Source organism: Rhodanobacter sp. Root480, assembly GCF_001426645.1.
Lineage (GTDB): Bacteria > Pseudomonadota > Gammaproteobacteria > Xanthomonadales > Rhodanobacteraceae > Rhodanobacter > Rhodanobacter ginsenosidimutans.
Map to the genome: position 1 here is coordinate 228474 of NZ_LMEX01000002.1, position 15623 is coordinate 244096.

Annotated in this window: 14 protein-coding genes; 3 read left to right on the forward strand and 11 right to left on the reverse strand. The window is 66.5% G+C overall.

All coding sequences use genetic code 11. From position 1 onward, the window contains the following. Window positions 1–329 precede the first annotated feature (329 nt). Window positions 330–1214 carry a LysR family transcriptional regulator gene (locus ASD22_RS08170; RefSeq protein WP_056084002.1) on the reverse strand — a complete coding sequence of 295 codons (885 nt, stop codon included), beginning with the start codon at window positions 1212–1214 and terminating at the stop codon, window positions 330–332. A gap of 87 nt (window positions 1215–1301) precedes the next feature. Between ASD22_RS08170 and ASD22_RS08175 the strand changes: the two genes are divergently transcribed. Then, window positions 1302–2333, forward strand: coding sequence for a putative sulfate exporter family transporter (locus ASD22_RS08175; protein ID WP_056081609.1), 1032 nt, complete (start codon window positions 1302–1304; stop codon window positions 2331–2333). 8 nt (window positions 2334–2341) lie between these two features. On the opposite strand, the gene tsaB is transcribed toward ASD22_RS08175, so the two are convergent. From tsaB to ASD22_RS08195, 4 genes are all read right to left on the reverse strand, one after another. After that, on the reverse strand, window positions 2342–3037 hold the full coding sequence (tsaB, locus tag ASD22_RS08180; RefSeq protein WP_056081611.1) for a tRNA (adenosine(37)-N6)-threonylcarbamoyltransferase complex dimerization subunit type 1 TsaB: 696 nt from the start codon (window positions 3035–3037) through the stop codon (window positions 2342–2344). Then, the gene (creD, locus tag ASD22_RS08185) at window positions 3034–4395 is read right to left on the reverse strand and encodes a cell envelope integrity protein CreD (RefSeq protein ID WP_056081614.1); all 1362 of its coding nucleotides are present in this window, start codon (window positions 4393–4395) and stop codon (window positions 3034–3036) included. The genes tsaB and creD overlap by 4 nt, the downstream gene beginning before the upstream one ends. A gap of 134 nt (window positions 4396–4529) precedes the next feature. Continuing rightward, window positions 4530–6533 (reverse strand): discoidin domain-containing protein, encoded by a 2004-nt coding sequence (locus ASD22_RS08190; protein WP_200946346.1) that lies wholly within the window; start codon window positions 6531–6533, stop codon window positions 4530–4532. A 495-nt stretch (window positions 6534–7028) separates the two neighbouring features. Continuing rightward, entirely contained in the window at window positions 7029–8654 is a 1626-nt protein-coding gene (locus ASD22_RS08195) for an ABC-F family ATP-binding cassette domain-containing protein (RefSeq protein ID WP_056081619.1), read from the reverse strand. Window positions 8655–8957: 303 nt separating this feature from the next. On the opposite strand from ASD22_RS08195, the gene lepB reads away from it, so the two are divergent. Next, window positions 8958–9632, forward strand: coding sequence for a signal peptidase I (lepB, locus tag ASD22_RS08200; protein WP_056081623.1), 675 nt, complete (start codon window positions 8958–8960; stop codon window positions 9630–9632). Between the two features lie 205 nt (window positions 9633–9837). On the opposite strand, the gene ASD22_RS08205 is transcribed toward lepB, so the two are convergent. From ASD22_RS08205 to ASD22_RS08215, 3 genes are all read right to left on the reverse strand, one after another. Beyond that, the gene (locus ASD22_RS08205) at window positions 9838–10641 is read right to left on the reverse strand and encodes a class III extradiol ring-cleavage dioxygenase (RefSeq protein ID WP_056081627.1); all 804 of its coding nucleotides are present in this window, start codon (window positions 10639–10641) and stop codon (window positions 9838–9840) included. 64 nt (window positions 10642–10705) lie between these two features. Continuing rightward, window positions 10706–11095: a DoxX family protein gene (locus ASD22_RS08210; protein WP_056081630.1), complete on the reverse strand. Its 390-nt coding sequence runs from the start codon at window positions 11093–11095 to the stop codon at window positions 10706–10708. A 45-nt stretch (window positions 11096–11140) separates the two neighbouring features. Then, window positions 11141–11773 carry an NAD(P)-binding domain-containing protein gene (locus ASD22_RS08215; protein WP_056081635.1) on the reverse strand — a complete coding sequence of 211 codons (633 nt, stop codon included), beginning with the start codon at window positions 11771–11773 and terminating at the stop codon, window positions 11141–11143. Between the two features lie 123 nt (window positions 11774–11896). Between ASD22_RS08215 and ASD22_RS08220 the strand changes: the two genes are divergently transcribed. Further along, entirely contained in the window at window positions 11897–12805 is a 909-nt protein-coding gene (locus ASD22_RS08220) for a LysR family transcriptional regulator (RefSeq protein WP_056081637.1), read from the forward strand. Between the two features lie 671 nt (window positions 12806–13476). Here the strand turns inward: ASD22_RS08220 and ASD22_RS08225 are convergent. The 3 genes from ASD22_RS08225 to ASD22_RS08235 form a co-directional block, all read right to left on the reverse strand. Then, window positions 13477–14850, reverse strand: a complete 1374-nt coding sequence (locus ASD22_RS08225; RefSeq protein ID WP_056081640.1) for a sorbosone dehydrogenase family protein — start codon at window positions 14848–14850, stop codon at window positions 13477–13479. Continuing rightward, the gene (locus tag ASD22_RS08230; RefSeq protein WP_056081643.1) at window positions 14847–15263 is read right to left on the reverse strand and encodes a hypothetical protein; all 417 of its coding nucleotides are present in this window, start codon (window positions 15261–15263) and stop codon (window positions 14847–14849) included. Before ASD22_RS08230 ends, ASD22_RS08225 begins: the two co-directional genes overlap by 4 nt. An 80-nt stretch (window positions 15264–15343) precedes the next feature. After that, complete coding sequence (locus ASD22_RS08235; protein ID WP_056081646.1) at window positions 15344–15613, reverse strand: metal/formaldehyde-sensitive transcriptional repressor; 270 nt, start codon at window positions 15611–15613, stop codon at window positions 15344–15346. Between the last annotated feature and the right edge of the window lie 10 nt (window positions 15614–15623).

Consider the following 15623-nt stretch of genomic DNA (forward strand, 5'->3'; position numbering starts at 1 on the left):
TTAGATGCGGAAGCACTCCCTTGCGTTCCCATCCGCAAGAACGCGGCCAGGAACGAGGCCAGGTTGAGCCGGCCCAGCTTCAACGGACACGTTGATCTGGGACTCATCACCTCGTCGTCAACGCGGCGCCTGCGGTACCGATGGCCGAGATCAGCGACGCCACTGCCTGAGACCTGTAGGAGCGACTTCAGTCGCGACGCTTTTCTTCGGTGTTCGGTACCCTCTCCCCAACCCCTCTCCCGCAAGCGGGAGAGGGGCGAAAGAGCAGGAGCATCGCGACTGAAGTCGCTCCCACAGAAGCTGCCCCCCGAAAAAGCAGCGGGAGTGCTTCAGCGGCCGGTGGCGGCGTCGCGCAGAAATGCATCCAGCAAGGCGCCGCGGTATTTTTCCTTGTGCAGCAACAGCGACAGTTTGCGGCGCAAGTCGAGGAACGGGGTTTTCAGCGCCTTCAGCCGGCCAGTAGCCAGCGCGTCGGTCAGCGCCACCTCGGGCAGGCAGGCGATGCCCAGTCCCGCCGCCACGGCCTGCTTGATCGCTTCGATCTGATCCAGCTCCAGCACGGTTTCGCCGGGCGGCAATTGCGAGAGCACGCGCTCGCTGGTGGCACGGGTGGCCGAGCCCGGTTCGCGCAGCACCCAGCGAGCGCCCACGAAATCGGCGGGCTTCAATCCACGCTTGCGCGCCAACGGATGGTCCGGCGGCGCGCACACAACCAGCCGGTCATCGCGCCAAGGGCGTATCTCCAGCGAGGGATGTGTCACCGGGCCCTCGACGCAGCCCACGTCGAGGCTGTGGTCGATCACGCCGGCGGCGATCGTGGCGGTGTTGCCCACGCGCAGGCGCACGGCCACCTGCGGGTGAGCGCGCACGAAATCGCCCAGCAGTTCACCCACCCGATAATTGCCCACGCTGTTGCTGGCGCCGATGCGCAGCTCGCCACTCAGCTCCACGCCTTCGCCGCCGCGGCGCGCGAAGTCGGCGTGGCGTTCCAGCAGTTCCTGCGCCAGCGGCAACAATTCGCGGCCGCGGGTGTTGAGGCGCAGGCGCCCGCGCTCGCGGGCGAATACGGGTGAGCCGAGCTGTCGCTCCATTTCGGCCAACGCCATGCTGGCGGCCGGCTGGGTCAGGTGCAGGCGTTCGGCGGCAATGCGCACGCTGCCGTGCAAGGCCACCTGCACGAAGACTTCGAGTTGCCGCGGGCTGATGTTGATCATCATTCCATCTTATACGCCACATCAAATATTCGAAATTTTGTTGATCGCCGGCGGCGACCACAATGCACGGGTTCCCACGGAATCCCCATGCACGCCACCGCTTTTGCACCCACGCATCCACGCACTGTTCTGCCCGGCCTGGCGCTGGCGGTGGCGGTCGCCGTGATTGCGCTGCTGCTGGGTCGCTGCCTGCCGCTGATCGGCGGGCCGGTGTTCGGCATGGTGCTGGGCTTGCTCGTGCGCAGCGTGTTGGCGCCTGACGCGCGGTTTGTCCCGGGCATCGCGTTTGCCAGCACCACCGTGCTGCAGGCGTCGATCATCGCGCTCGGCTTCGGGCTGAGTCTCGATCAGGTGGTGGCGACCGGAATGCGTTCGCTTTCGGTCACCGTGGTCACCCTGAGCGTGGCCTTCTTCAGTGCGTGGCTGCTGGGCCGCTGGCTCGGCGTGCACGACAAACTGAAGATCCTCGTCGGCGTGGGGACGGCCATCTGCGGCGCCTCGGCGATCGCCGCGGTGACACCGATCATCCAGCCGGATGAACACGACACGGCGTACGCGATCTCCACCATTTTCCTGTTCAACATCGTGGCCGTGCTGTTGTTTCCGCTGCTCGGCCACCTGATGCACATGGGCGACCTGGGCTTTGGCCTGTGGGCCGGCACCGCCATCAACGACACCTCGTCGGTGGTCGCCGCCGGCTACAGTTTCAGCAAGGCCGCAGGCGACTACGCCACCATCGTGAAGCTGACCCGCGCCACGCTGATCATCCCGGTGTGCCTGCTGCTGGCGCTGGTAGCGGCCGTCCGCGCGCGGCGACAGCGCCGGCTGGACGGGTCGGCCAGCCAGTTCAGCCTGCTGCGCATCTTTCCCTGGTTCATCCTGTGGTTTCTGGTGGCGTCGGCGCTGCGCACGGCGGGACTGGTTCCCACCGCGATCCAGCCCGACCTGCACCTGGCCGCAGAATTCCTGATCGTGGTGGCGCTTGCCGCCATCGGCCTGTCGGCGAACCTGCGCAGGATGATCGCCAGCGGCCCGCGCCCGATCCTGCTGGGCCTGGGCGTATGGATCGCGGTGGCGACGAGCAGCCTGCTGGTGCAGGTGATCACCCGCCAGCTATAGCGGCAGGCTCAGGCTTTGCCCTGCTCCACCAGGGTCAACGCCACCTTGTCGCGCAGATAGACGGGCAAGGCCAGTTCGGGCGCCTGCGCGCGGCCGGCGTTGAATTCCGCCAGCGCCAGTTCGGCCACATGCGCGGCCTGCGGATAACGCACGCCATCGGCCGAGTGCAAGGTGCCGGTGAGGCGCTGGCTCAGTTCGGTGGCGTAGGTGGCCCAGCCGGTGCCGACCACTTGCCACGCGGATGCCGCGGGCAGTTGCAGCGAATCGGCGGTGCAGATGCGCTCCTCGTCCAGCGCGATCAGGCCACCGAGGCCGTCGCGCCGATAGCTGGCCGCGTAGATCTCGCCCATGCGTGCATCGATGACCGCCAGGATGGCCGTCTCATCGCCCTCTTCCGGCGCCTCCAGCGCCAGCGCAGCCAGCGAGGAAATGGTGATCACCGGCAGGTCCAGCCCCAGCGCCATCCCTTGCGCCAGCGACACGCCCAGCCGCACGCCGGTGAACGCGCCGGGGCCGCGGCCCACGGCGATCGCATCCAGCGCGTGGCGATCGATGCCGGCCTCGGCCAACAAGGCGTCGGCCATCGGCAGCACCAGCTCGGTGTGGCGACGTGGCGCGATCTCGCTGCGGGCGATCAGCTCCTGGCCGTGGATCAACGCAACGGAACAGGCTTCGGTGGCGGTTTCTATCGCGAGCAGGTTCATGATCCGCCCATGATAGCGGCTGGCGCTTCGGTCGACGCAGCCGACGCTTCCGGAATGCTCGCGTACCAGTCGATGCGGCGGGTCAGATACATCATCAGCGCCACCGTCGCCAGCAGCACCAGCGCGCCGATCAGCAGCGCGTATTGTTCGGCCGCGATCAGCCCGTACAGCATCGCGTAGATCAATCCCAGCACGCCGCCCAGCAACGCACCGGCACGCCACGCGCGCAGTACCGCCATCGCATAGCCGCCCACCATCAGTACCACGGCGGACGCGGCCAACGCGTAGGCCGGGCCGAAACCGATCTGCTCGGACAGCGCCAGCAGCACCACGTAAAACGTGGCCAGCGCCGCGCCCACCAGCAGGTACTGCACCGGATGCACGCGCAGGCGCTTGAGCACCTCGAACAGGAAGAACGCCACGAAGGTCATCGCGATGAACAGCAGGCCGTATTTCCCCGCGCGCACGTTGCGCTGGTACACGTCGACCGGCTGGTACAGCTGCACGCCGAAGGTCGACGCCCGTAGAGCATCATTCATCCCGGCATCGCCATCGCTCCAGTGCTGGCCATAGCTGCGGTTGAGATCGAGCAGATGCCAGTGCGCGCTGAAACCGTCGGCATCGATGGTGTGTTCCAGCGGCAGCGCGGCGCCGATGAAACCGGGATCGCTCCACGGCGCACGCATGGTCACGTCGGTGCTGCGCGCCAACGGCAGCAGCTGCAGCGCTTCGGTGCCGGCCAGTTTTAGCACGATCTGCACGTCGATCGGCTGGTCGCCCAGCGTGTCCGGATCGATCGGCACCACCACGGTCGGCCAGTGGCCCAGTCGGTCGGCCGAGGATTCGAAGCGCGCCGGCTGGCCGTTGACGCGCAATGCGGAAATCTCCTGCAGGCCGCGCAGATCACCGATCGGCAACCGCAGCTCGGCTTTGCCACCCTGCCACGACGCATCGCCGGCGTGGCGATACTGAGCGACGTCCTGTGCGCGGAACTGCGCCGCGAGTTTCACCGTGGCCACAAACACCGGCGCGCTGTAGATGCCATAGCTGCGCGTGGTCACCACCATCGCCACGTCCTGCTTCAGCGTATCGGCCAGCACGCTTTCGCTGTCGGTCTGCCAGCGCGGCGTCAGTTGCCCTTCCACCGCCACCTGGCGCAGCGTCGGCACCACCAGCACCGGCCCGCCGATGACCTGCTTGCCGCCCCAGCCCTGCGCGATCTGGCTGATTGCATCGCTGCGCAATTGCTGGCGCTCACTCACCAGCTCGCGCACCTGCAGCAGCGGTATCGTCATCAGCAACGCCAGCGCGCCGATGCCCAGCACCTTGGCGGTAACGGTCTGTGTCCACTTGCCCATGCCGCGGCACTCCCGTGATCGGAGCGTCCATCACAACAGCGCCGGCGGCGCCGCAGCGGGCAGACAGGGGCGAAATGCGGGCGGACAGGCGGCGATGGCCTGTCCGCGGTGGTGGGTCAAATCACGCGATGCACCTACGGGTGCTGCGTCGCGCCGACCAACTGATGCACGGGCGCGCTCGCGTACAGCTTCCACTCCAGCAGACGCACGGCGCGCTGACCAGCCGGCGGGGTGAGCTGCACGCGGAATCGGCGCGCCGTCACCGGTGCCCAGCCGAGCGCATTCACGCCATTGGCCAGCGGTTTGCCGACCGGTTCGCTGCCAACCGCGTGCCAGGCGCCATCCTTGAAATACTGGATGGCGTAGGACGCGGGCGCGGCAAAATGCGTGGCGTCATCGAGGAAGAAGATTTGCGACGAAGCGATCGTGGTCGGCGTTCCGAAATCGAGCGCGTACCACTGCGGCTTGTCCGCCGCACCCGCCGTGCTCCAGCCTTCCTGAATCTGCGGGAAGAACCACATGCGGCCGTCGATGCTCTGCCGCAGGGCTTTCTTGTCATCGCCATTCACCGACGCCGACGGCTGGGGAAAGCCGTCGGCGACAAGGTTCACCGCCAGGTCGACGTGACGCGTCACCGGCGGCAACGGCGCCTGATCGATCGGGACAGTCAGGCGCGCAAGCACGGGCGATGACGCCACCTTGCGACCATCGATGAACACCTGCAGTCCTGCACCACGGTGATAGTGGCTGCCATCGCGGTCGTACAACACCGAAACCAGGTGGCCGTGATACGGCGCGTTCTCCAGCGCAAACCAGGCCATGGCGTTGGGATCGGATGCATCGCGCGGCAGCAGCGGATTGACCTCGAGCACGTTGTCCGCGCGCGGGCGAATGCCGACCAGGCCGGTGATGATCAGGTCGTCGTAGGCGGAGTGGTAATAGTGGTGGCTGCGCGGCAGGCCGACGATGGGCTTGCCGGTGGCCGGGTCGTAGTCTTCCTGGATGTCGGGATGACCGTCGACATAATGCAGCTCGGTGTACTGCTTCAGCAGCGACATGTAGTCGGAGCGGGTGATCACCGTCTGGCTGCTGGTGTTGAGCAGGTTGGCCAACCCGATCAGCGCCTGCGTGGTCTGGAACGGCCAGACCGGCCCATTCCACTGGCATTCGCGCAACCCGGTGGCCTCGTCGTAGCGGAATTGCTGCATGTAGTGCTTGTAGCTGGGCTCGACCGTGCGCAGGCCATGAGGCCCATGCAATTGATCGGCCTTCAGCGCGTGCGCCCATGCCACGGCGTATTTCGGATCGTCGACGAGCCCGAACGTCCACGGCGTATAGCCGGCCAATTCACGGCCGCCGACCGGGTCCCAGTAATGCACGAACGCGTTGTCGACCTTGTAGCGGTCGATGAAGTGGCCCAGCTCCGTGCTCCACAGGTGCTGTTCGACATGGCGACGCAGATCGGCTGCCTTGGCCGCGTAACGGCTGGCGGTGGTGTCGTCGCCAGCCAGCGCCGCCAACCGGCTGATGGCGCGGGCGTTGGCAAACATGTAGCTGTTGATCGAGGGGCGGAACGCGTCGCCGCCCCGGAAACCATCCTTGCCGCCGCTGGCGTCGATCGAGGCGATCGAGTACTCGGTGGCATCCAGCAGGGGTTCGATCCAGTACAGGTGCTTGTCGAAATCGTAATGGTCGTCCCACAGGTTGTAGGTCTGCTCCATCGAGGGCAGGAAGCGGGTGGCGAACGCCGCATCGCCGTCCACTTCATAGCGCTGCCAGGTGGCGTCCGCGATGGATTCGGAGAAGTGCCGGTTGTTGCCGCCACCGGTCCACAGGTAGCTGATCCAGTCGTCCAGATAGCTGCGATCACGAAGCCAGCGGCCGTCGTAGATCGGGAAGATGGCCGAGTCGTTGAGCGTGGAATAGGGGTCGCGATCCCACGTCATGTCCTGCAGGAATTCGGTGAACAAATTCCCCTGCGCACCCACCGCGCGGATATGCGCGCGGAATACTTCCCAGCGGTAGTAGTAGATCTGGTTGGTTTTCGCATCCGGGGAATCGAAGAACGGGATGTTGTTTTCGTACCAGGGCGCGTCATTGCCGAAGTAGCGCCGCGCGATGGCGGCTTGCGGAAGCATCGTGGGAGCGCTGCTGGCCGTGGCGGCCGGCGTGGATCGCGCAGCGCCGCCGCCGTTCATCCCTCCGGCCCACAGTGCAAACGGTACCCATGCAGATACAAGAAGAACGGCCAGGCGCATGAAGATCCCCATCGAATGATTTGCCGCGCGGCGGCAGCGGTTGGCGAAACAGCATCGTCACCCCAGGCATGAAACCCATCCAGCCGCGGCCGGTTCAATGTTCCGCCTGAGCCCCGGCCGGCCTTCCATACCGGGCCGAGGTTGAACAGTACCAACCCCGACGCCCGATGCCACGCCCTTCGTCCACAAGACCGCAACGATGGACGTATCAACGCCCCCTTTGGCGACAATAGTTTCATGCCGTCGCCCCCAGCGCACATTCGCTGCCGCCAGCAGACCGAATGACCGCACGCCGCAGGTCGTACAGTCCACGAAGGTGTCGATCGATACCAAGGCATCATCCTGCGACGGTGGCCGGAGAGTCGGCTGCAGGAATCAGCGCCCGATGTCCTCCACCAATTGGCCGTCCGTCAGTTCGAGCCAGCGGTCCACATCGATTTCCGCCAGGAACGCCGGATCATGGCTTGCCACCACCAGCGCACCTTCATAGGCGCGCAACGCCTGGATCAGCAGGTCCACCGCATCGAGGTCGAGGTTGTTGGTCGGTTCATCCAGCAGCAGAAGCACTGGCGGCGGCGTGGCATGCAGCACGCAGGCCAGCACCGCGCGAAGGCGCTCGCCGCCAGACAACGCCAGCGCAGGCAGATCCATGCGATCGCCCGGGAACTGCAGCCGGGCGAGCAGGTTTGCGCGCTCCTGCGCCGGCATGTCGGGCGCGGCAAGTGCAAGGTTCTGCGCCACCGTGCGCGCGGGATCGAGCAGGTCCAGCCGCTGCGAAAGATAAGCCACGCGACCGGCGCCCCGACGCACGCTTCCATCGGACGTGCATTCCCCGGCGATAACCCGCAACAAGGTGCTTTTGCCCGCGCCGTTGACTCCGCGCAGCGCAATGCGTTGCGGACCACGGATCGTAAATGCCAGACCGTGCGCGCCGAACAGGTCGCGACCACCCCGCCGCACTCGCAAGCCTTCGGCCGAGAACAGTACGCGATCCGCCGGCACGCGCGTGGCCGGCAGCGAGAGATCGAGCACTGCGTTCTCGCCCAGCGCCTGCGTGGCATCGTGCAGGCGCGAGCGCACCTGTTGCACTCGCGCCGCATGGGTGGCATCCGCCTTCGCCGCGGTGGTCTGCGCGGCGCTCTTGCGATTGCCGGCCACGATCCGCGGCAGTCCGGCGTCAGCCACGTTTCGTGCGGCGTTGCCTGCCCGGCGTGCGGTACGTTCGCGTGCCTGCTGCATGTCGCGCTTCTCGCGCTTGAGCTCACTGCGCAGGTTGCGCGCCTGCTGTTCGGCGGCGCGTCGCTCGGCTTCCTGCGTTTCGCGATAGAACGCGTAGCCACCGCCGTACAACCGCAAGCCGGAAGGCGTCAGCTCCGCGATCTGCTCCATTCGATCGAGCAGTTCGCGGTCATGGCTGGCCACCAGCAGGCAGCCCTTCCACTCCTGCAGCGCCCCGTACAGGCGCTGACGCGTGGCCTGGTCGAGGTTGTTGGTAGGTTCGTCCAGCAGCAGGACGTCGGGGCGTCGCAACAGTTGCGCGACCAGACCCAGCGACATCGCCTCGCCGCCGCTGAAGGTGGCCAGCCGACGTTCCGGCGCGACATCTTTCAAGCCAAGACGCGCCAGCGCCGCCGCGCTGCGCTCGCGCAGATCCCAATCGTCATCGACGACATCGAAATGCGCGGGATCGACGTCACCGGCGGCAATCGCGTCCAGCGCCCGCAGCTTGCTCGTAACGCCAAGCACGTCGGCCACGGTGGCCTCGCCATCGAGCGGCAGATTTTGCGGAAGGTATCCAACGACACCGTCGACCGTCACCTGGCCGGACAGCGGCGACAGTTCGCCCACCAGCAGTTTCAGCAGGCTGCTCTTCCCTGCCCCGTTGGGTGCGACCAGACCGGTGCGAACCGGACCCAGCACGAATGAAAGCCCATCCAGCACGGGCGTGCCGTCGGGCCATGAAAAAACGAGATTGGAAACGCGAATGCGAACATCCGACATGCAGGGATCTCCCATGGAACGCGCCCGCTTCGGCGGGCACAGCCAGAAACCGGACGGCACGCTTCGCACATGCCATCGAGGGTCAGGGATGCATCGTGCTGCTCACATGTGGATCGCGATCTCCTGCAGGAACGGACATTCTATGCCACCGGAGAACCGTCGACGCACTGCGCTCGCGCCATCGATCGGGTTCATTCAACCTGGCGCGATCGGATGAGATGGCCGAACCGCGCCCCGGCCGCCGAAACTTCAGGCCAGCGGCGCGGTCACCAGTTGAACGACCATCCATGCCAGGGGAAAGCCATGCGCACGATCGCGAAGTTTCTGCTCCGCAACCGCGGCTTCATGGCCTTCATGCTGTGCATGGTCGTCTTCCGCAGCGCGGTGGCCGACTGGAACGTGGTGCCGACCGGCTCGATGCAGCCGACCATCCGCATCGGCGACCGCATCCTGGTCGACAAGCTGGCTTACGACGTGCGCCTGCCGCTGACCCACGTCTCGCTGTACCGCCTGGCCGATCCGCAACGCGGCGACATCGTGGTGCTGGATTCGCCGGCAGCCGACGAGCGGCTGGTGAAGCGGGTGATCGGGCTGCCCGGCGACGAGGTGGCGATGCGCGCCAACGTGCTCTACATCAACGGCCAGGCGGCCAGCTACACGACCAGCGGGTACCAGGGCATCCACGATGACCTGCGCGATCCCGCGCATTACGCGACCGAACGCTACGGCGCGCTGCACCACGCGATCCGCCTGTCCAACCGCCACCCCAGCCCGCTCAGCAATTTCGGCCCGACCAAGGTACCGCCCGGCCAGTACCTGCTGCTGGGCGATGACCGCGACAACAGCATGGACTCGCGCTATCTCGGCTTCTTCGCCCGCAACGAGATCGTCGGCCGCGCGCACCGCGTTATCGTCTCGCTCGATTCCCAGCATCACTACCTGCCGCGCGGGAATCGCTTCGGCACGGCACTGCGCTGATCCGGGAGTTGGGGTTCGATTTCGGGCAGGATGCGCGCGGCCCGCACGGCGAACCCAACCCGGGTGCGGTCAGCGCCACGTTGGCGTCGAGGTTGCCGCCCACGCCGTGCAGCAGCACCGGTAGCGACGTTGGCCGTCGCGGCGGCGGCTGCAGGGGCGGAAGGTCAGTACGAGGCGGGATCGTTCCACAGGGGTGGCACGGTCTTCATCCTGCCTTCCCTTGCGCCGCATGGGGCAGGCCGAACGCGAACGAATCCATCGACAGCACGCCGTAGGTCATGCCGCCTTCGACCAGCCGCGGCGCATCCGTATCGACGCTGGCGCCCACGGCCACCAGCAGCGGCAGGTAGTGTTCCTCGGTGGGATGTGCACGCTCGGCGTGCGGTGCGCGGCGGCGGTAATCCACCAGCGCCTCGACGTCGCGCGCGGCCACCGCATCGCGAACCCAATCCACGAATTCCTGCGCGTATTCAGGGTTGCGAATCTCCTGGCGGAATTCGTACAGGTTGTGGGTGAGGCTGCCGGAACCGACCACCAGCACGCCACGCTGGCGCAGCGGCGCCAGGGCCTGCCCCATGCGCAAGGCGCCGGCCGCATCGATGTGCTGCGGCAGCGACACTTGGAACACCGGCACGTCGGCGCGCGGGAACAGATACCGCAGCGGCACCCACGCGCCGTGGTCCAGGCCGCGGCGTTCGTCGAGTGCCACTTCGAAGCCGGCGTCCGAAAGCAGCCGCGCGGCATCCTGCGCCACCGCCGGTGCACCCGGCGCGGCGTACTGCAACTGGTACAGCGGCGCGGGGAAGCCACCGAAATCGTGGATGGTTTCCGGCGCGGCACTGCTGGCCACGCGCACGCCCCGGGTCTGCCAGTGCGGCGACACCACCAGCACGGCGGTGATGTCCGCCAACGACTCACCCACCGCGCGCAGGTTCGGGCCGAGCAAGCCCGGCTCCAGCGCAAACATCGGCGAACCGTGGGAGATGAAGAGCGAGGGGGCGGTAGTCATGGTGTTTCCTCCACAGACGGCGGGCGCAATGGCGCCCGCCGGGTTGAACTGCTCGTTGCGGAACTCAGGCGTTGCGACGCCTGGCCCACAGGTGATCGAGGCTGAGCGCGCCGGCGCCATGGGCGGCAAGCATCAGGAAGCCACCGGCCATCGCCACGTTCTTCCAGAAGTTGATCGCCTGCGCAGCGTCGCCGAGATTGGCGTGGAACAGCGCGGCACTGGCCACCGAGAACGCGGCAAGCGCCAGTGCAATCCAGCGCGTGAACAAGCCGCCCAGGATGGCCAGGCCACCGCCCAGCTCCAGCGCGATCACCAGTGGCAGCAAGGCGCCGGGCACACCCATCGCCTCCATGTATTGCTGGGTGCCGGCGTAGCCGGCGATCTTGCCCCAGCCGGAGATGATGAAAACAAGCGAGAGGCCGATGCGGCCGAACAGTGCGAGCGAAGCGTTCATGAGGATTCCTTGGATGACAAGAAGTAAGTGGATGACGCGGACGCATCAGGCCTTGCTGATCCAGGTCGGCGCGATCGACGTGCCAAGACCGGCGCCGTAGCCAAGGTAGATGTTCAGCGCGGCCAGCGGTTCCAGATAGCGAGAATTTTTCAGCGGGCCGGCATCGACCGGCGTGTAACCGAGGCTTTCGATCAGCGCCTTCGCCGTCTGCTTCGCCCGCTCGCTGTCGCCCGCAAAGAACGCGGGGGCCACCTGGCCATCGGCAAACTGCGGGCCATCAGCCAGCACCTGCGCGAACAGCGTGTTGAACGCCTTCACCACCTCGGCTTCGGGCACGGCCTTGGCGATCTCCTCGGCGGCCGAGGTGTCGTAGCCCAGGGTCAGGCCCATGTAGTCGGCGGTCAGCGGATTGGTGATGTCGATGACGACCTTGCCCGCCAGCGAACCCAGCGAGCGCAGCGCCGGCACCGCATCGGCGTAACCGGTGGCGACAACGACGACGTCCGAACCGGCCAACGCCTCGGCCGGGGCCGCAGCCACGGCGCCGGGGTTGGCGGCGGCCAGCGCCTGCGCCTTGGCCAGGTCGCGGGCGGTGATGCGCACGGTGTGGCCAGCGCGGGTGAGTTGTTTGGCAAGCGCCGAGCCCATGTTGCCGGTGCCGATCAAAGTGATGTTCATGGAAGTCTCCGTCAGTGGCCCAGGGCGTCCAGGCATGGGACGTACTCTATTGACCAACCAAACATCGATAAACTAGCTTTGCATTGACTTACTGTCTCGTTATTCGAGATAAAAGGAGGCGACGTGGACAAATTCCAGGAAATGACCAGCTTCGTGGCCGTGGTCGACGCCGGCAGCTTTGTCGGCGCGGCCGATGCCATCGGCATGTCCAAGGCGGCGGTATCGCGCCACGTCGCCGAGCTTGAACAGCGCCTGGGCGCGCGCCTGCTGCACCGGACCACGCGTCGACTGTCGCTGACCGACGACGGCCAACTGTTCTACGCCCGCGCCAAAGAGATGCTGGCCGCCGTCGACGAGGCGGAATCGGAAATCAGCTCGCGCAGCGGCGAACCCAGCGGACGCCTGCGCATCAACGCGCCGCTCAGCTTCGGCGTGTTGCACCTCGCCCCGCTGTGGCCACGCTTCGCGCAGCTGTACCCCAAGGTGTCGCTGGACATCGAACTCAGCGACCGCGTGGTCGACCTGGTCGAAGAGGGCTACGACCTGGCCATACGCATCACCAACCTGCCCAACTCGCAGCTGGTCAGCCGGCAACTCGCCACCACCCGCATGATCGCCTGTGCCTCACCGCAATATCTCGCGCAACACGGCACACCCGCGCACCCCGACGAACTGGCGCAGCACGAAGTCATCTCCTACAGCTACTTCGCCGCCCGCGACGAATGGACCTTCACCGCCCCCCACGAAACCCCCGTCGTCGTGCACACCCACGCGCGCATCCACGCCAACAACGGCGACACCTGCCGCGCCGTCGCGCTGGAACACCAGGGCATCATCCTGCAACCCGATTTCATCGTCGCCGACGACCTGCGCCGCGGCGACCTGGTCGAACTGCTGCCAACCTGGCGCACGATGACCCTGGGCATCCACGCGGTCTATCCCTCACGCAAACACCTGCCGATCAAGACGCGGAGGCTGGTGGATTTTCTGGTGGAGGCGTTTGCGGTGCCGGGGTGGGATGTGGGGCGTTGACGGCGGCGATGGCCTCAAGGCAACAGGATCCTTCCGTGCAGCCCACTCTGTCCACAAGGGACTTCCTTCGGTCGTGCCCGATACTCTCGCCGTTGCTTCAGATCTTTGCAGGAGCGACTTCAGTCGCGACGCTCTTTGACAGCGAAAGAGCAAAAGCGAGAGCAAAGGCAAGGAGAAAGAACACTCCGCTTACGCCGCCTTGCGGACATCGGGCAACCGCTCCTGCGTTGCCTCAACTCCGGCATCCACCCTCGCATTCGCTCTCACCGTTCACTCCGAGCGAATCGCCACCACGGGCGGCACCCTGGCGGCATATCGCGCCGGTGCCCATACGGCGGCCTGACCGAGCAGCCGGAGAAAACGGGACGGAGGAAGCTAAACGGAGAAGGTAACAGCCGGCTCTGCTCTGGCTCTTCTGAGAAGTGCGGGCCAAGATGGCCGCGCTCTACCCGGGCCCGTGTGCGGCGGTGAGACGAGGCAACAAGGCCGCGTAGCGAGGGTAGCCTCTCTTTGCGCCGGTCATCCTGCCCTCTGCCCTTCGGGCCGGCTTCGCCGTTCGCACCGCTCCTGCGACGCAGTGGGCCACGTTTCTCTGGCCACACAGAGGAGAAAGAGAGCTGGCCCAGCAAGAGCGCACTCATCAACCAGAGCGCGCCCTTGCCGCCAGCAGCTTATGGCGCGCTGGACGGCGCCGCCGGCGCGGGCGACGATGTCGCTGGTGCCGGAGGTGTTGCCGCCGGCGCGGCGACAGCCGCCGTCGGTGTGACGCGCCAGATCGTGTTGGAGAGATCGTCGGCGACGATCAGCGCGCCGCGTGGGTCGACGGTGACGCCGACCGGGCGGCCGCGGGTCTTGCCGTCTTCCGTGCGGAAACCGGTGACGAAGTCGATGGGTTCGCCGGATGGACGGCCATCGTGGAACGGCACGAACACCACCTTGTAGCCCACCGGCGGGTTGCGGTTCCAGCTGCCGTGCTCGCCGACGAACACACCGTCACCGAACTGGCCGCCCATCGTGGGTGCCGAGAACGCCACGCCCAGCGCGGCCACGTGCGAGCCCAGCGCGTAATCGGGCTTGATGGCGGCGGCGACCTTGGCCGGGTCCTGCGGCATCACACGGGTGTCGACATGCTGGCCCCAGTACGCATAGGGCCAGCCATAGAAGCCGCCCTCGCGTACCGAGGTGAGGTAGTCGGGCACCAGGTTCGGGCCGATCTCGTCGCGCTCGTTGACCACCACCCACAAGGTGTCGGTGCCGGGCTGGATCGCCAGCGCGGTGGGGTTGCGCAGGCCGGTGGCGTAGACCTTGTGCGCGCCGGTGGCGGCGTCCACCTGCCAGATGCGCGCGCGGTCGACTTCGGCGGTCATGCCGCGCTCGGTGATGTTGCTGTTGGAGCCGATGGCCACGTACAGGTAGCGCCCATCGGGGCTGGCCGCCAGCGCCTTGGTCCAGTGGTGGTTGATCGCCGATGGCAGGTCGGTGACCTTCACCGGCGCACCGCTGGCGTGGGTCTGGCCCGCCTGGTAATCGAAGCGCACCAGCTCGCCCTGGTTGGCGACGTACAGGTTGTTGCCGACGAGGGCGAGGCCGTAGGGCGCGTCGAGGTTGTCGGCGAAAACGGTCTTCAGCTCGTACTTGCCATCGCCATCGGCGTCGCGCAGCAGGGTCAGGCGATTGCCGCTCTTGACCGAGGTGTTGCCCTTGGCCTTGATCTTGCCGGCGATCACGTCCTTGGGCTTGAGCTTGGGCGCATGGCCACCGCGACCTTCGGCCACCAGGATGTCGCCGTTGGGCAGCACCAAAGTCTGCCGCGGAATGCCCAGGTCGGTGGCGATGGCGGTGACGCTGTAGCCCTGCGGCACGGTGGGCACCTGGTCACCCCAGGCGGCGGGTTTGGCGATGATCATGTCCGGCATGACGCCGCGCGCTGGCGACGGCAGCTCCGGGCTGGCGCCGTATTGGTTCAGATCGGGTGCCTTGCCGCAGGACGCAAGCAACATCACGGCGGCGGCGATGGGCAGGACTTTCAGGCTGGAAATTTTCATCGTGCACCTCCCGCGCGCAGGCTTGCGAAACCGATCCAGGTCGCCACGAAGGCCAGCACGACGACAATCACCGAGAACACCAGCGCCATGGGCATGATCGCCCACGCATCCCTGGCGTGATACAGCGCATCGAAGAAGCCGACCAGCCAGGTCGCCACCAGCACCACGATATGAACGATGCTGCGCCCGCCACGGACGAGGGCGAAGATTTCGCAGATGACGGCGACGGAAGTGAGCACCATCGCACCAACCAGCAGCCAGGAGGCGAAGTTGCTCCACTGGATCAGGTAGGTGGTCCAGTAGGCGTAGTCGGTCAGCAGCGCACCGAGGAACAAGGCCAACGCGCCGGCCAGGACAGCCGCATGAAAAAGACGCGCGCCGCCGGGGCGCACGCGATCGACGATCGAAACCATATCAGTCTCCTCCGGACGAATGCCGAGCCCCATGCTGCATGAGTCAAGGGACGTTTGGCGTGAAGACGACAGCCCGGCGACTACTTGAGGTAGCTTTTCAGCACCGCCAGCACCGGCAGCAACTCGTCCTGCCGTTTGCTGCTGCCGGGCCCGGCCACGTGGGCGCGCAGATGACCTTCCATCACCTGCAGGATCAGCCCGTTGACCGCGCCGCGCACGGCGGCCAGTTGCTGCAGCACGGCGCCGCACTCCGTATCACCTTCGATCGCGCGCTCGAGCGAGGCCATCTGCCCATTGATGCGGCGCACGCGGGCGACCAGCTTTTTGCGATTTTCATGGATATGCGACATGGGGTGGCCT

What these genes read in the sequence shown, in the direction of transcription:
- ASD22_RS08170 (WP_056084002.1), bottom strand. Translation starts at nt 1,214, where the DNA reads ATGATCAACATCAGCCCGCGGCAACTCGAAGTCTTCGTGCAGGTGGCC.
- ASD22_RS08175 (WP_056081609.1), top strand. Translation starts at nt 1,302, where the DNA reads ATGCACGCCACCGCTTTTGCACCCACGCATCCACGCACTGTTCTGCCC.
- tsaB (WP_056081611.1), bottom strand. Translation starts at nt 3,037, where the DNA reads ATGAACCTGCTCGCGATAGAAACCGCCACCGAAGCCTGTTCCGTTGCG.
- creD (WP_056081614.1), bottom strand. Translation starts at nt 4,395, where the DNA reads ATGGGCAAGTGGACACAGACCGTTACCGCCAAGGTGCTGGGCATCGGC.
- ASD22_RS08190 (WP_200946346.1), bottom strand. Translation starts at nt 6,533, where the DNA reads ATGCTTCCGCAAGCCGCCATCGCGCGGCGCTACTTCGGCAATGACGCG.
- ASD22_RS08195 (WP_056081619.1), bottom strand. Translation starts at nt 8,654, where the DNA reads ATGTCGGATGTTCGCATTCGCGTTTCCAATCTCGTTTTTTCATGGCCC.
- lepB (WP_056081623.1), top strand. Translation starts at nt 8,958, where the DNA reads ATGCGCACGATCGCGAAGTTTCTGCTCCGCAACCGCGGCTTCATGGCC.
- ASD22_RS08205 (WP_056081627.1), bottom strand. Translation starts at nt 10,641, where the DNA reads ATGACTACCGCCCCCTCGCTCTTCATCTCCCACGGTTCGCCGATGTTT.
- ASD22_RS08210 (WP_056081630.1), bottom strand. Translation starts at nt 11,095, where the DNA reads ATGAACGCTTCGCTCGCACTGTTCGGCCGCATCGGCCTCTCGCTTGTT.
- ASD22_RS08215 (WP_056081635.1), bottom strand. Translation starts at nt 11,773, where the DNA reads ATGAACATCACTTTGATCGGCACCGGCAACATGGGCTCGGCGCTTGCC.
- ASD22_RS08225 (WP_056081640.1), bottom strand. Translation starts at nt 14,850, where the DNA reads ATGAAAATTTCCAGCCTGAAAGTCCTGCCCATCGCCGCCGCCGTGATG.
- ASD22_RS08230 (WP_056081643.1), bottom strand. Translation starts at nt 15,263, where the DNA reads ATGGTTTCGATCGTCGATCGCGTGCGCCCCGGCGGCGCGCGTCTTTTT.
- ASD22_RS08235 (WP_056081646.1), bottom strand. Translation starts at nt 15,613, where the DNA reads ATGTCGCATATCCATGAAAATCGCAAAAAGCTGGTCGCCCGCGTGCGC.